This is a genomic window from Protofrankia symbiont of Coriaria myrtifolia (assembly GCF_900634755.1).
Lineage (GTDB): Bacteria > Actinomycetota > Actinomycetes > Frankiales > Frankiaceae > Protofrankia > Protofrankia coriariae.
In genome coordinates, this window is sequence record NZ_CAAAFS010000317.1 from 1 (window position 1) to 12,660 (window position 12,660).

Annotated in this window: 17 protein-coding genes; all 17 read right to left on the reverse strand. The window is 68.4% G+C overall.

Translation table 11 applies throughout. From position 1 onward, the window contains the following. Positions 1-18: 18 nt before the first annotated feature. Positions 19-858, reverse strand: coding sequence for a tRNA pseudouridine(38-40) synthase TruA (gene truA / locus CM1CMNOD_RS18350; RefSeq protein ID WP_013875084.1), 840 nt, complete (start codon positions 856-858; stop codon positions 19-21). A gap of 594 nt (positions 859-1,452) precedes the next feature. Further along, positions 1,453-2,100: a 50S ribosomal protein L17 gene (gene rplQ / locus CM1CMNOD_RS24195; RefSeq protein ID WP_013875085.1), complete on the reverse strand. Its 648-nt coding sequence runs from the start codon at positions 2,098-2,100 to the stop codon at positions 1,453-1,455. A 247-nt stretch (positions 2,101-2,347) separates the two neighbouring features. After that, positions 2,348-3,400, reverse strand: coding sequence for a DNA-directed RNA polymerase subunit alpha (locus CM1CMNOD_RS18360; protein WP_013875086.1), 1,053 nt, complete (start codon positions 3,398-3,400; stop codon positions 2,348-2,350). A 177-nt stretch (positions 3,401-3,577) separates the two neighbouring features. Then, positions 3,578-4,204: a 30S ribosomal protein S4 gene (gene rpsD, locus CM1CMNOD_RS18365; RefSeq protein WP_013875087.1), complete on the reverse strand. Its 627-nt coding sequence runs from the start codon at positions 4,202-4,204 to the stop codon at positions 3,578-3,580. Between the two features lie 189 nt (positions 4,205-4,393). Next, entirely contained in the window at positions 4,394-4,798 is a 405-nt protein-coding gene (gene rpsK, locus CM1CMNOD_RS18370) for a 30S ribosomal protein S11 (RefSeq protein WP_013875088.1), read from the reverse strand. 92 nt (positions 4,799-4,890) lie between these two features. After that, positions 4,891-5,271, reverse strand: coding sequence for a 30S ribosomal protein S13 (rpsM, locus tag CM1CMNOD_RS18375; RefSeq protein WP_013875089.1), 381 nt, complete (start codon positions 5,269-5,271; stop codon positions 4,891-4,893). A 196-nt stretch (positions 5,272-5,467) separates the two neighbouring features. Next, on the reverse strand, positions 5,468-5,581 hold the full coding sequence (rpmJ, locus tag CM1CMNOD_RS18380) for a 50S ribosomal protein L36 (protein WP_003956441.1): 114 nt from the start codon (positions 5,579-5,581) through the stop codon (positions 5,468-5,470). A gap of 115 nt (positions 5,582-5,696) precedes the next feature. Continuing rightward, positions 5,697-5,918: a translation initiation factor IF-1 gene (gene infA / locus CM1CMNOD_RS18385; protein WP_006541558.1), complete on the reverse strand. Its 222-nt coding sequence runs from the start codon at positions 5,916-5,918 to the stop codon at positions 5,697-5,699. A gap of 280 nt (positions 5,919-6,198) precedes the next feature. Further along, the gene (map, locus tag CM1CMNOD_RS18390) at positions 6,199-7,038 is read right to left on the reverse strand and encodes a type I methionyl aminopeptidase (protein WP_013875090.1); all 840 of its coding nucleotides are present in this window, start codon (positions 7,036-7,038) and stop codon (positions 6,199-6,201) included. A 375-nt stretch (positions 7,039-7,413) separates the two neighbouring features. Continuing rightward, entirely contained in the window at positions 7,414-8,067 is a 654-nt protein-coding gene (locus CM1CMNOD_RS18395; RefSeq protein WP_013875091.1) for an adenylate kinase, read from the reverse strand. Next, entirely contained in the window at positions 8,067-9,359 is a 1,293-nt protein-coding gene (secY, locus tag CM1CMNOD_RS18400; protein ID WP_013875092.1) for a preprotein translocase subunit SecY, read from the reverse strand. The genes CM1CMNOD_RS18395 and secY overlap by 1 nt, the downstream gene beginning before the upstream one ends. Positions 9,360-9,827: 468 nt before the next feature. Next, entirely contained in the window at positions 9,828-10,322 is a 495-nt protein-coding gene (gene rplO, locus CM1CMNOD_RS18405; protein ID WP_013875093.1) for a 50S ribosomal protein L15, read from the reverse strand. Beyond that, positions 10,319-10,504: a 50S ribosomal protein L30 gene (gene rpmD, locus CM1CMNOD_RS18410; RefSeq protein ID WP_013875094.1), complete on the reverse strand. Its 186-nt coding sequence runs from the start codon at positions 10,502-10,504 to the stop codon at positions 10,319-10,321. The genes rplO and rpmD overlap by 4 nt, the downstream gene beginning before the upstream one ends. After that, positions 10,504-11,112, reverse strand: a complete 609-nt coding sequence (gene rpsE, locus CM1CMNOD_RS18415; RefSeq protein WP_013875095.1) for a 30S ribosomal protein S5 — start codon at positions 11,110-11,112, stop codon at positions 10,504-10,506. Before rpsE ends, rpmD begins: the two co-directional genes overlap by 1 nt. 49 nt (positions 11,113-11,161) lie before the next feature. Next, complete coding sequence (gene rplR / locus CM1CMNOD_RS18420) at positions 11,162-11,530, reverse strand: 50S ribosomal protein L18 (protein ID WP_013875096.1); 369 nt, start codon at positions 11,528-11,530, stop codon at positions 11,162-11,164. 11 nt (positions 11,531-11,541) lie between these two features. Continuing rightward, on the reverse strand, positions 11,542-12,078 hold the full coding sequence (gene rplF / locus CM1CMNOD_RS18425; protein WP_013875097.1) for a 50S ribosomal protein L6: 537 nt from the start codon (positions 12,076-12,078) through the stop codon (positions 11,542-11,544). Positions 12,079-12,089: 11 nt separating this feature from the next. Continuing rightward, on the reverse strand, positions 12,090-12,497 hold the full coding sequence (rpsH, locus tag CM1CMNOD_RS18430) for a 30S ribosomal protein S8 (RefSeq protein ID WP_013875098.1): 408 nt from the start codon (positions 12,495-12,497) through the stop codon (positions 12,090-12,092). Positions 12,498-12,660 lie beyond the last annotated feature (163 nt).

The following is a 12,660-nucleotide window of genomic DNA, read 5'->3' on the forward strand; positions in this document are numbered from 1 at the left end:
GCGCCGCTGCTCTGACGGCTATCCGGACGGGCTCGTGGGCACCCGCACCGCCCGGGTCACCGCCGCCCGGGCCGCCAGCTCCGCGTCCGGTGGGTAGCGGACCTCGACGAGGGTCAGCCCGTGGGGCGCGGCCACCGTCACCGCCGGGTCGCGGACGCCGCGGGCGAGGACGTCCGCCGGCCAGTGGTGGGGGCGGCGCCCCTCCCCCACCGCCAGCAGCGCCCCGACCAGGGCCCGCACCATGGAGTGGCAGAAGGCGTCCGCCTCCACGTCCGCGACGACCACACCGTCGTGGCCGTCGGGTACCCGGGCCACGTCCAGGCGCAACAACGTGCGCACCGTGGTCGCGCCCTCCCGGCGCCGGCAGAAGGCGGCGAAGTCGCGCTCCCCCACCAGGGCCAGGGCCGCGTCGGCCATCCGCTCGGCGTCCAGGGGACGCGGCCAGGCCAGCGTGTCGTGTCGGCGCAGCGGATCAACCCCGTACGGCGCGTCACCGATCCGGTAGACGTAGCGGCGGGACAGCGCGGAGAAGCGGGCGTCGAAACCCGGCGGGGCCGGCGCCAGGGCCGTGATCCGCACAGCGCGGTCGAGTACGCCGTTGAGCCGGCGCGCAAGCCCGCCGAGCGGGACGTCGTCGGGAATGTCCACATGGGCCACCTGGCCGCGGGCGTGGACGCCGGCATCGGTACGTCCGGCCACGGTGAGGCGGACCGCCGGCAGCCGTGCCACCCGCATCAGCGCGTCCTCGACGTCACCCTGCACGGTGCGCTGCCCGGGCTGACGCGCCCACCCCGCGAACGGGGTCCCGTCATACGCGAGATCGAGGCGTAGCCGGAGCAGGCCGTCGACAGCGCTCACCGCTTCCTGACGATTCGGGTTACACGGTCGCCGATCATACTTCGGGTCGTATCGTCCCGCAGGATACAAAGAAGATGATGATGTAAGCACATCGGGTATCACCGGGATCACGGTGGCGCGCGAAACATGAGACCCATCATCCTCCGCCGGACGGTAGGCCGGTGCGACGCGGGTCCCGTCGAAGCGGCCAGCGCAACCGTCGTGCGACCAGGCGTCATCTGCCGAAGCACTGCGCGGGCGTTGGGACGTGCGAATCGACGGGAGAGGCGCACACACCACCAGGAAGATCATTAAAGGTCTGCCGCCGGATACGCGCCCATGCGGCCAGGAAACGCACCCGGTGACGCGGTCGCCCGGATCAGGCCCCGTCCTGGGCCAGGACCCGCAGAACGATCGTGGACGGAGTCCGTGCCGTCCGACTGACGCCTGGAGGCCGCCTTGCGGGCCAGCGCCTGACGGCGGCCAAATCAGACGAGCGGCCAGGGGACGGACCCCCGACCGCTCATCTGACTTCAGCTGGTTTCGGCCTGCCGGCCAGGCCCGGTCGCCTCTGAAGGCGTAGCCGCCCCTGACAGCTCAGCCGCCCCTGCGGACTCAGTCGGCCTTGGGGGTCTGCGGCGTATCGTCGGCGCTCTCCTCCACCGACAGCGCCTGCGCCGACTCGGCACCGGCATCGGTGTCAGCGGGCGTGGCGACAACAGCCTCGGTGAGGGTCGCCTCCGCCTCGGCGGCCGCCTCGGCCTCGGCCGCAACCGCTGCCGCGGTGGGCGACTCCTTCGCCAGATCGGCCGCGGCCTCGGCCGTCGCGCCGGTGGGGCGGCGACGGGGAGCGAAGCGGGTGCCTCGGGCCTGCTCGGCCTCCTGGATCGCCTGCTGAGCGACCGTCAGGGCCTCGACCAGCTCGATACGGGCCAGCGGGGCGTTGTCCCCCCTGCGGGGCCCGAGCTTGACGATGCGGGTGTAGCCACCGTTGCGGTCCGCGTAGCGTGGGCCGATCTCGGTGAACAGGACGTGCACCACGGACTTGTCGCGGACGAACCTGAGCACACGTCGGCGGGCGTGCAGGTCGCCGCGCTTGGCAAAGGTGACCAGTCTCTCGGCGTACGGGCGCAGCCGCCTCGCCTTGGCCTCGGTCGTGGTGATGCCGCCGTGCTCGAACAACGCGGTGGCGAGGTTGGCCAGCAACAGCCGCTCGTGTGCGGGGCTGCCACCGAGCCGGGGGCCCTTGGTAGGCGTGGGCATGACAGGTACTCCTCGATCCTTCTATCCCGCCGGATGGCTTCGCCGGAATCCTTAGGAAGACCCCGAGCTCGTGGGCGGGCCACCGCCTGGGGGCACGCAACCGCCGTCGACGATCACGCAAAAACGAAGATCAGTAGATGCAGACCATCGGGCGGCGCGGCAATGATACCGCGCCGCCTTCGGGCTGAGCTCTGCTGCCTCTTCGGTGCTGCCTGCTGGGTGCTGTTGTTCTCTGGGTGCCTGTTCGTCAGTACTGTTCGGTTTCGACGAACTCAGAGCTGTCGTCAGCGGAGTCGCTGAACGGAGCCGCCGAGTAGGTGTCGGTGCCGTAGGTGTCCACCGCGTGCCGCGGGTCGAACCCGGGCGGGGAGTCCTTGAGCTGGAGAGCCATCGCGGCGAGCTTCGTCTTGACCTCGTCGATCGACTTCTGCCCGAAGTTGCGGATGTCGAGCAGATCCGCCTCGCTGCGGGACACCAGCTCACCGATGGTGTGGATGCCCTCGCGCTTGAGGCAGTTGTAGGAACGGACGGTGAGGTCCATCTCCTCGATCGGCAGTGCCAGATCCGCGGCGAGCGCGGCGTCCGCGGCGGACGGGCCGATGTCGACGCCCTCCGCCTCGGCGTTCAGCTCCTGCGCGAGGCCGAAGAGGCCGACGAGCGTCTTGCCGGCGCTGGCCATCGCGTCCCGCGGCGAGATCGACTGCTTCGTCTCGACGTCCACGATGAGCCGGTCGAAGTCGGTGCGCTGCTCGACACGGGTCGCCTCGACCTTGTAGGTGACCTTGAGCACCGGGGAGTAGATGGAGTCCACCGGGATCCGGCCGATCTCCTGCCCCGGCTGCTTGTTCTGGGCGGCGCTGACGTAGCCGCGACCGCGCTCGACGGTCAGCTCGATCTCGAGCTTGCCCTTGTCGTTGAGGGTGGCCAGCGCCAGGTCGAGGCTGTGGACCTCGACGCCGGCCGGCGGAGCGATGTCCGCCGCGGTCACCACTCCCGGGCCCTGCTTGCGCAGGTACATCACGGTCGGCTCGTCGTTCTCCGAGCTGACGACCAGTTCCTTCAGGTTCAGGATCAGGTCGGTGACGTCCTCCTTCACACCGGGGACGGTGGAGAACTCGTGCAGCACCCCGTCGATACGGATGCTGGTCACCGCCGCGCCGGGGATGGAGGACAGCAGGGTCCGGCGCAGCGAGTTGCCGAGGGTGTAGCCGAAACCCGGCTCAAGCGGCTCGATGACGAACCGCGAGCGGAACTCCGAGATCGACTCCTCGATCAGCGTCGGACGCTGGGCGATAAGCATGGGGTACGTCCTTCCGTACACGGCGACCGCTATATGACGCCGTGACCTGTGGCTCCGGTCGGAGCCCGTGGAGGGGGCCTCTGTCCGTCCCGTCCACGTCGTACTCGTTCCAGTGTGGACCATCTGGAACGCGACGTCCGCACCGGGGCCCGACAGCGAGCCCCGGACGGGCGCGGCCTACTTGGAGTAGAGCTCGACGATGAGCTGCTCCTGCACCTGGGTGTCGATCACCTGACGGGCCGGCAGCGAGTGCACCAGCACCCGCAGCTGGCTGGGAATGACCTCCAGCCAGGGCGGCGGAGTGCGCTGGCCGGCGGTCTCCCGAGCGATGATGAACGGGGTCAGCTCGCGCGCCTTGGGTGCGATCTCGACGATGTCGTTCTCGCTGACCCGATAGCTGGGGATGTCGACCTTGCCGCCGTTGACCACGACATGGCCGTGGCGGACAGCCTGGCGCGCGGCGTCCCGGGAAGGAGCGAAGCCGGCGCGGTACACGACGTTGTCCAGCCGCGACTCAAGGATCTTCAGCAGCTCGTCACCGGTCTTGCCGGTGCGCCGGTTGGCCTCGTCGTAGTAGCCGCGGAACTGCTTCTCCAGAATGCCGTAGATGCGCGCGCACTTCTGCTTCTCACGCTTCTGCAGCAGGTACTCGGAGTCCTTGGTGCGGCCACGGCCGTGCTCGCCCGGCGGGTAGGGGCGGATCTCGATCGGGCACTTGGGCGACTCGCACTTGCTGCCCTTGAGGAACAGTTTCGTCTTCTCACGGCGGCAGCGCTTGCAGTCCGCGCCGGTATAGCGGGCCATGCTTATCCTTCTCTCCTTTTTCGGCCAGAGGTGGCGCGAGGATGTGCTTCTTCGCGCCATCGGAGGCCTTCGAGGCCCTGGTGCTGCTGGCGCGAACCAGACCGGAGGTGGCGCAGTCATGCTCCGTGTCGCGCCACCGGCAGCCGCGATACTGCTGTCGTCAGATCCTGTGTCGTCGGATCCCGCTGGTCAGACCCTGCGCCGCTTGGGCGGCCGGCAGCCGTTGTGCGGGGTCGGGGTGACGTCCTGGATCGCGCCGACCTCGAGACCGGCCGCCTGCAGGGAGCGGATCGCGGTCTCTCGTCCCGAGCCGGGGCCCTTGACGAAGACGTCCACCTTGCGCATTCCGTGTTCCTGCGCCTTGCGGGCGGCGTTCTCCGCGGCCATCTGGGCGGCGAAGGGGGTCGACTTGCGCGATCCCTTGAATCCGACGTGGCCGGCGCTCGCCCAGGAGATCACGTTCCCGCTGGGATCGGTGATCGACACGATCGTGTTGTTGAAGGTGCTCTTGATGTGGGCGTGGCCGTGCGCGACGTTCTTCTTCTCCTTGCGCCGGACCTTCTTGATGCCGGCGGCACGCGTCTTTGGCGGCATATGCTTTCGTGATCTCCGTTTACGAGGTCGTCGGTCAGCGCCCGGCCATGGCCACCGTCAACGGATGTCGGCCGGGGCGGCTGACTACTGGCTTACTTCTTGCCGGCCTTCTTCTTACCGGCGATGGCGCGGCGCGGGCCCTTGCGGGTACGCGCGTTGGTGTGCGTCCGCTGGCCGTGGACGGGAAGGTTGCGCCGGTGCCGCAGGCCCTGGTAGCAGCCGATCTCCATCTTCCGGCGGATGTCCTGACGCACCTCCCGGTGCAGGTCACCCTCGACCCGGTAGTTCGCGTCGATCCACTCCCGGAGCCGGACGATCTCCTCGTCGGTCAGGTCCTGGACGCGCGTGTCGGGGTTGACCCCGGTGGCGGCAAGAGTCTCCAGGGAACGGCTGCGGCCGATCCCGAATATGTAGGTCAGAGCGATCTCCACCCGCTTGTCACGCGGGAGGTCTACGCCGGAAAGGCGTGCCATGCCAGGTGCTTCCTTCCTTTACCGGAGGTCTTGAGCGTCTCCGTCCCGTACCGGCGACGTGGGTGCCGGCTCGGGCCCCGGCCTCCGACCGGGGGTGGATACCGCATACCGCGGCCTGGTGACGCTTGGAGGGGCGTCGCCCAGCGCAGGTGACCGTGACCGCGGACACCTGCGCTGGGGTCACCCGACGGGGCTGTCAGCCCTGGCGCTGCTTGTGGCGCAGGTTGTCACAGATGACCATCACGCGGCCATGGCGACGGATCACCTTGCACTTGTCACATATCTTCTTGACGCTCGGCTTGACCTTCACGGCTGCACGAACCTCCCTTGCGCAGCCGCTTCAGGTGCGCCTGCGAATGTCTGGGGTGTCACCAGGCTACCGACGGCGCCCGAGAAGCAGGGCACGCCGTCGGTAGCCAGAGAGCTTACTTGTAGCGGTAGACGATCCGGCCACGGGACAGGTCGTAGGGCGACAGCTCCACGACGACCCGGTCCTCTGGAAGGATCCGGATGTAGTGCTGACGCATCTTGCCACTGATGTGGGCGAGTACTCGATGACCGTTCTGGAGCTCGACCCGGAACATCGCGTTCGGGAGTGGCTCCACAACTCGGCCCTCGATCTCGATGGCCCCGTCCTTCTTCGGCATGTCCTCCGCTGTCCTACCTTCGGGTGTCCGACGGTGGACACAGACGAACATCAATGCCCCGCTAGCCGTCGGCTTTCAAGTGTACGTGGCCCACCCGTCAAGGGCCAATCTGGCTCCCTCACTGCCGTTGGCGGCCCGGCCCCCGCCGGCAACCGCGGGCTGCCGGGCCGACCCACTACCGGCAGCGACCGGCTGCCGGGCCAACGGTGGCCGAATGACGGCGAGCGCGCCAGTGATAGATCACGATGAGTAACGGGAGGATGAGTAACAGGAGATGGCGTCAGGACGCGGGCGTTTCGACCGGCTGGCCGCAGGCAACTCCCAGTTCGGCGAACTTCGCCGCGCCACCGTCGAGGGCCGTCAGCACCCATGGGCCGCGTGGGGTCACCGCGACCGTGTGCTCGGTGTGCGCGGCCCAGGAGCCGTCCGTGGTGGCGACGGTCCACTCGTCGCCGAGCACTCGGGTGTCCGGCCGCCCTATCGTGATCATGGGCTCGATCGCCAGCGCGATTCCCTCGACCAGGCGGATCCCCCGGCCCGGCCGCCCGTGGTTGAGCACGTGCGGCGGCTGGTGCATCTCGGTCCCGATGCCGTGGCCGCCGTAGTGGTCCACGATGCCGTATCCCCGGGGGCGGACGTGGTGCTCGACCGCCGCCGAGATATCGGTCAGCTTGCTGCCGAGCTGCGCGGCCGCCAGGCCCTGCCACAGCGACTGCTCGCATACCTCGATCAGGTCGAGGAACTGCTGGGGTACCGTCCCGACCGGCACCGTGATCGCGGAGTCTCCGTGCCAGCCGTCCACGATCGCGCCGCAGTCGATGGAGATGATGTCCCCCTCGCGCAGCGCCCGCCCGCGGCGCGGTATCCCGTGGACGACCTCGTCGTTGATGGACGCGCAGATCGACGCGGGAAAGGGCGGCCGGCCATACCCCTTGAAGGAGGGAATTCCGCCGTCGTCGCGGATCGACTTCTCCGCGATCGCATCAAGATCACCAGTGGTGATCCCCGGCTCGACCGCCGCTCGCAGCTTTTCCAGGGCGCGCGCGACGACGAGTCCCGCCACCCGCATCTTCGCGATCTCGCCCGCGGTCTTGATCTGGACATGTTCTCGTCGCGCCACGCTCGTCGCCCCGGTCCGTATCCCTAGTAACCCTGTGGTACCGCTCGTAACTCTGTGGTCTCATCCGCCTGTGACGGCGGCCGTCCCGTACGCCTCCGGTGGCGCGAACAGTGAGGACACGCTATCGGAGCCACCTGGCGGCGTGTCCGTGAGCTTGCCATCGGTACCCCACCCCGCCCTAGTGTGCCTGCCGCGTTGTCGGTAGCACCACAGCCAGCCACCCCTGACGCCCCACGATGCCGGCTCCACATGCCGGCTTCCGTATGCCGGCTCCACAGTGCTGGTCACAGCGCGGCCAGGCTCACACCGGGGCGGGTGGCGCCAAGCCGGCCGGGCGGGCCGGCGACAGCGGGCCGACACAGGCGTCGGCGGGCATCAGCTCGCGTAGTGGCGCAGGGCGTCGAGAGCGCGGTCGGTGACGTTGTCCACCGGGCCGGTCGCGTCGATACCGACCAGCAGACCCTTTGCCGCGTAGTAGGCGACCAGCGGCGCGGTCTGCTCGGCGTAGACCTCCAGTCGGTGGCGTACCGTCTCGGAACGGTCGTCGTCCCGCTGGAACAGCTCGCCGTTGCAGCGGTCGCAGACACCTTCCACCGCGGGTGGGTCGAAGTCGATGTGCCAGATGTGACCACAGTTACGGCACGTCCGCCGCCCGGACAGGCGCTGCACCACCTCGTCGTCGTCGACGACGAGTTCCAGGACGACGTCCAGGCGCGTCCCCATCTCCTCGAGCAGCTGGCCCAGCACCTCGGCCTGGGGCACGTTGCGGGGGAAACCGTCGAGCAGGAACCCCTTGGCCGCGTCGTCCTCGGCCAGCCTGTTGCGGACCATGCCGATCGTGATCTCGTCGGGGACGAGGTCGCCAGCGTCCATGTACTGCTTGGCGAGCACCCCCAGCTCGGTGCCCTCCCGGACGTTCGCCCGAAAGATGTCGCCCGTGGAAATCTTGGGAATCGACCGTGCCTGGGCGATGAAGGCGGCCTGGGTGCCCTTGCCGGCGCCCGGCGGTCCGACCAGTACGAGGCGCACTACCGCAGGAAGCCTTCGTAGTTGCGGAGCATGAGCTGGCTTTCGATCTGTTTCACCGTCTCCAGCCCCACTCCGACAATGATCAGTACCGATGTTCCGGCGAACGGGAAGGGCTGCTGTTTGGTGAGGTTCAACAGGGCCAGCGGGAGGACCGTGATGGCACCGAGGAAGAGCGAGCCCGGGAGCGTGATCCTGGACAACACGCGATCGAGGTACTCCGCGGTGGGTCGTCCTGGCCGGATGCCGGGGATGAAACCGCCGTACTTCTTCATGTTGTCCGCCACCTCGGTCGGGTTGAAAGTGATGGCCACGTAGAAGTAAGTGAAGAAAATGATCAGTGCGGCATAGCTGACGAGATACAACGGGTGGTCGCCACGAGCCAGATAGCGCTGCTCGAAGTCCTGGAAGGTCCTGTTGCTCCAGACCTGCCCGAGCAGCTGCGGCAGCTGCAGCAGCGCGGATGCGAAGATCACCGGGATGATGCCGGCCTGGTTGACCTTGATGGGCAGGTAGGTCGAGGTACCGCCGTACATCCTGCGGCCGATGAGGCGCTTGGCGTACTGCACCGGGATACGGCGCTGCGACTGCTCGACGAACACGACGAACACGACGATCACCAGCCCCAGCAGGCAGACGAGGGCGAAGACCACGCCACCGGCCACCTGGAGAATCCGGCTGCCCTGGGAGGGCAGCGCCGCCGCGATCGACGTGAAGATCAGAAGGGACATCCCGTTGCCGACCCCACGGGCGGTGATCAGCTCACCCAGCCACATGATGAGGGCGGTGCCGGCGGTCATCGTGACCACGATGACCGCGATCCGGAACAGGCTGGTGTCCGGGATGATCGGCGCGGCGCAGCCGGGGAACAGGTTGCCGCTGCGGGCGAGGGCAACGATGCCGGTTGCCTGTAGGACGGCCAGCGCGATCGTCAGATAACGGGTGTACTGGGTGAGTTTCTGCTCACCCGAACTGCCTTCCTTCTTGAGCTGCTCAAGCCTGGGGATCACTACGACCAGCAACTGAATGATGATGCTCGCCGTGATGTACGGCATGATCCCGAGGGCGAAGATGGACAGTTGCAGCAGAGCGCCACCGCTGAACAGATTGATCAGCGAGTAGACGTTGCTGCTGTCGGCGCTCGCCGAGGACAGGCAGGAGTTGATCGCACCGGTCGACACCCCGGGGGAAGGCAGTACGCTGCCCATCCGGAACAGAACGATGATCCCGAGGGTGAAAAACAGCTTTTTGCGCAGGTCAGGCGTGCGGAAAGCCCGTGTGAAGGCGGTGAGCACGACTCCTCCTGCTGATCGTCACGGCAAACGCACGCGGTGGACGACTGCCCCGACCGGGGATAGGACCGGCGGTGCGCGGTGTGCCGACTGTAACAGTAGAGACGGTCCACTCGTCCCGACATGGGCCTGCGGCAGGTCCATCCGGCCCGGTCGCCGCGGAAGCGGAAGGGTGTGGAACTGTCTTCCACCTCCGGTAGCCGGCGACATCAGGCATCAACCTCGGCGTTCGAGGCGTTCGGGGTAAGGGTAACGGCAGCGCGCCGCCCGAAGCCAGCGGACCCAGGCGACGCGACGGCTCTCGCCAGCCCCCGGCGACCATGGCCAGCCGGAACACCGGGACGCCGGAGGGCAGTCGTCCAGTGCCTCCGAGGCCCCGGTGGACCAGGTCGTATCCGGTGGATCTCCGATCGCGCGGGCGGTGCCCACGCCGACCAGCACCCACCGGATGTGGCCTGGATCTCGGTGACCCTAGATCTCGGTGACGCTACCGCCGACAGCGGTGATCTTTTCTTTGGCGGACGCGGAGAAAGCGTGGGCGCGCACACTCAGCGCGATCCCGATCTCCCCGTCACCGAGCACCTTGACCAGGCTGTTGCGACGGACGGCACCGGCCCTGGCAAGATCGTCTACGCCGATCTCGCCCCCGTCGGGGAACAGCTCGGCGAGCGTCGCGACGTTGACGACCTGGTACTCGGTGCGGAAGCGGTTGCGGAACCCCTTGAGCTTGGGCACCCGCATGTGCAGCGGCATCTGGCCGCCCTCGAAGCGGGCCGGGACCTGCTTGCGGGCCTTGGAGCCCTTGGTGCCGCGACCGGCGGTCTTGCCCTTGGAGGCCTCACCACGGCCGACCCGGGTCTTTGCCTTGTGGGCACCCGGCGCAGGCCGCAGGTGGTGGATCTTCAGACCGGACTCTCGCCGGGCATCGGCGGTCTCCGGCTCGGTTGCCTTGGTCAGCTCGCTCATGCGTCCACCTCCTCGACCCTGACGAGATGACTCACAGTAGCGATCATCCCGCGCACTTCCGGCCGGTCGTCCCGTTCGGTCGTCGCGTTGATCCGGCGCAGGCCGAGGGTCCGCAGCGTCTCACGCTGGTTGCGGGTCCCCCCGATCTCCGAACGAATCTGTGTGATCTTCAGGCGGGCCATCAGGCACCGGCCCCGACCGTGCGGGCACGCAGCATCGCCGGCGGCGCCACGTCCTCGATGGGCAGGCCACGGCGGGCGGCGATCTCCTCGGGGCGCATCAGGCCCCGCAGCGCCGCGACAGTGGCGTGCACGATGTTGATGGGGTTCGACGAGCCGAGCGACTTCGACAGCACGTCGTGGACGCCCGCGCACTCCAGCACCGCGCGGACCGGGCCGCCGGCGATGACACCGGTACCAGGGGAAGCCGGCTTGAGCAGCACGATCCCCGCGGCGGCCTCGCCCTGGATCGGGTGCGGGATCGTCGAGCCGATCCGCGGCACCTTGAAGAAGTGCTTCTTGGCCTCCTCCACACCCTTGGCGATGGCGGCCGGCACCTCCTTGGCCTTGCCGTAGCCGACGCCGACGGTGCCGTCGGCGTCCCCGACCACGACCAGAGCGGTGAAGCTGAACCGCCTACCACCCTTGACGACCTTCGCCACCCGGTTGATGGCGACCACTCGTTCGACGTATGCGTTCTTGTCCTGGGCCGGACCGCCGCCCTGGCGGTCGCGGCGTTCCCGACGGTCAGAGCCGCCGGAGCCGCCTCCGCGGCGCTGCTGGCCTGGCATCAGTGAATCTCCCTGTTCGTTGAATGTCCGCGCATGCAGGCCCGAGGCATCAGAACTCCAGCCCGCCTTCCCGGGCGGCGTCCGCCAGCGCGGCGATCCGCCCGTGGTAGGTCCGCCCGCCGCGGTCGAAGACCACCGCGGTGACGCCGGCCTTGCGAGCGCGCTCAGCGACCAGTTGGCCGACAGCCTTCGCCAGCTCGGTCTTGTCGCCATCCACGGTACGCAACGCCAGGTCCAGCGTGGACGCCGAAGCCAGGGTGTGGCCGGCGACGTCGTCGACGACCTGGGCGTAGATGTGACGGGTCGAGCGGGTGACCACGAGACGCGGGCGGGTGGGCGTGCCCGAGACCTTCTTGCGTATCCGCGCGTGCCGGCGGAACTTCGCCGTACGCCGCTGGGCGCTGACACTGACAGCCATGATCCGTTCCTCTACTTCCCGGACTTGCCGACCTTGCGGCGGACGACCTCGCCCTGATACCGCACGCCCTTGCCCTTGTACGGGTCGGGCTTGCGCAACCGCCGGATCTTGGCTGCCACCTCGCCGACCTGCTGCTTGTCGATCCCGTGGATAACAAAACGGGTCGGCGTCTGTACCTCGAACCTGATGCCCTCGGGAGCCTTCACCGCGACCGGGTGGCTGAAACCCAGCGCGAACTCCAGATCCGAGCCCCGGGCCTGCACGCGGTAGCCGACACCGACGATCTCAAGCGTCTTGGAGTATCCGGCGGTGACGCCGGTCACCATGTTCGCCACCAGGGTGCGGGTCAGCCCGTGCAGGGCACGCGAGCGGCGCTCGTCGTCCGGACGGGCGACGAGCAACTGCCCGTCCTGCGCACTGACGGTGATCGGCTCCGCCACCGAGTGGCTGAGCGTGCCCTTCGGGCCCTTGACCACGACCTCCGCGCCGTCGACGGAGACATCCACACCGCTTGGCACCGGAATCGGTAGACGTCCGATACGTGACATCGCGCGACTCCTTACCAGACGTAGGCGAGGACTTCCCCGCCCACTCTGCGCTTGTTCGCCTGCTTGTCGGTCAGCAGGCCCGACGACGTGGAAATGATCGCCACACCGAGCCCACCGAGCACCTTGGGAAGGTTGGTCGCCTTGGCGTAGACCCGCAGGCCCGGCTTGCTGATGCGCTTCACGCCGGCGATGGAGCGCTCCCGGTTCGGGCCGTACTTCAGCTCCACGACGAGGGACGCGCCGACAGCCCCATCCGGGGGCTCCTCGACGTGCCACCCGGCGATGTAACCCTCCTGCTGGAGGATCTCGGCGATATGCGTCTTGATCTTGCTGCTCGGCATCACCACTCGGTCGTGGTATGCCCGGTTGGCGTTGCGGACACGGGTCAGCATGTCCGCAATCGGGTCTGTCATCGTCATGGGGCTGGAACCTTCCTCGCGAGGGTTCCCCGCGACACAGGGTCGTGGGGCCTACCGCGAACGGTGGGTGGTGTGCGTCAGCTTCCGTGGCCCGTGCGGCCAGCGCCGGCGCGATCCGCCGGGCGCGACGACCGGCGGACCCGTCGTCGCCCCGACACGGCGT

Excerpts from the sequence above, each read along its gene's own strand:
- rpmD (WP_013875094.1), bottom strand. The coding sequence starts at position 10,504 with ATGGCCCGCCTGAAGATCACACAGATTCGTTCGGAGATCGGGGGGACC.
- rpsE (WP_013875095.1), bottom strand. The coding sequence starts at position 11,112 with ATGCCAGGCCAGCAGCGCCGCGGAGGCGGCTCCGGCGGCTCTGACCGT.
- rplO (WP_013875093.1), bottom strand. The coding sequence starts at position 10,322 with ATGAGCGAGCTGACCAAGGCAACCGAGCCGGAGACCGCCGATGCCCGG.
- rpsK (WP_013875088.1), bottom strand. The coding sequence starts at position 4,798 with ATGCCGCCAAAGACGCGTGCCGCCGGCATCAAGAAGGTCCGGCGCAAG.
- rpsM (WP_013875089.1), bottom strand. The coding sequence starts at position 5,271 with ATGGCACGCCTTTCCGGCGTAGACCTCCCGCGTGACAAGCGGGTGGAG.
- rplQ (WP_013875085.1), bottom strand. The coding sequence starts at position 2,100 with ATGCCCACGCCTACCAAGGGCCCCCGGCTCGGTGGCAGCCCCGCACAC.
- rpsH (WP_013875098.1), bottom strand. The coding sequence starts at position 12,497 with ATGACGATGACAGACCCGATTGCGGACATGCTGACCCGTGTCCGCAAC.
- infA (WP_006541558.1), bottom strand. The coding sequence starts at position 5,918 with ATGCCGAAGAAGGACGGGGCCATCGAGATCGAGGGCCGAGTTGTGGAG.
- rpsD (WP_013875087.1), bottom strand. The coding sequence starts at position 4,204 with ATGGCCCGCTATACCGGCGCGGACTGCAAGCGCTGCCGCCGTGAGAAG.
- rplR (WP_013875096.1), bottom strand. The coding sequence starts at position 11,530 with ATGGCTGTCAGTGTCAGCGCCCAGCGGCGTACGGCGAAGTTCCGCCGG.
- rplF (WP_013875097.1), bottom strand. The coding sequence starts at position 12,078 with ATGTCACGTATCGGACGTCTACCGATTCCGGTGCCAAGCGGTGTGGAT.
- CM1CMNOD_RS18360 (WP_013875086.1), bottom strand. The coding sequence starts at position 3,400 with ATGCTTATCGCCCAGCGTCCGACGCTGATCGAGGAGTCGATCTCGGAG.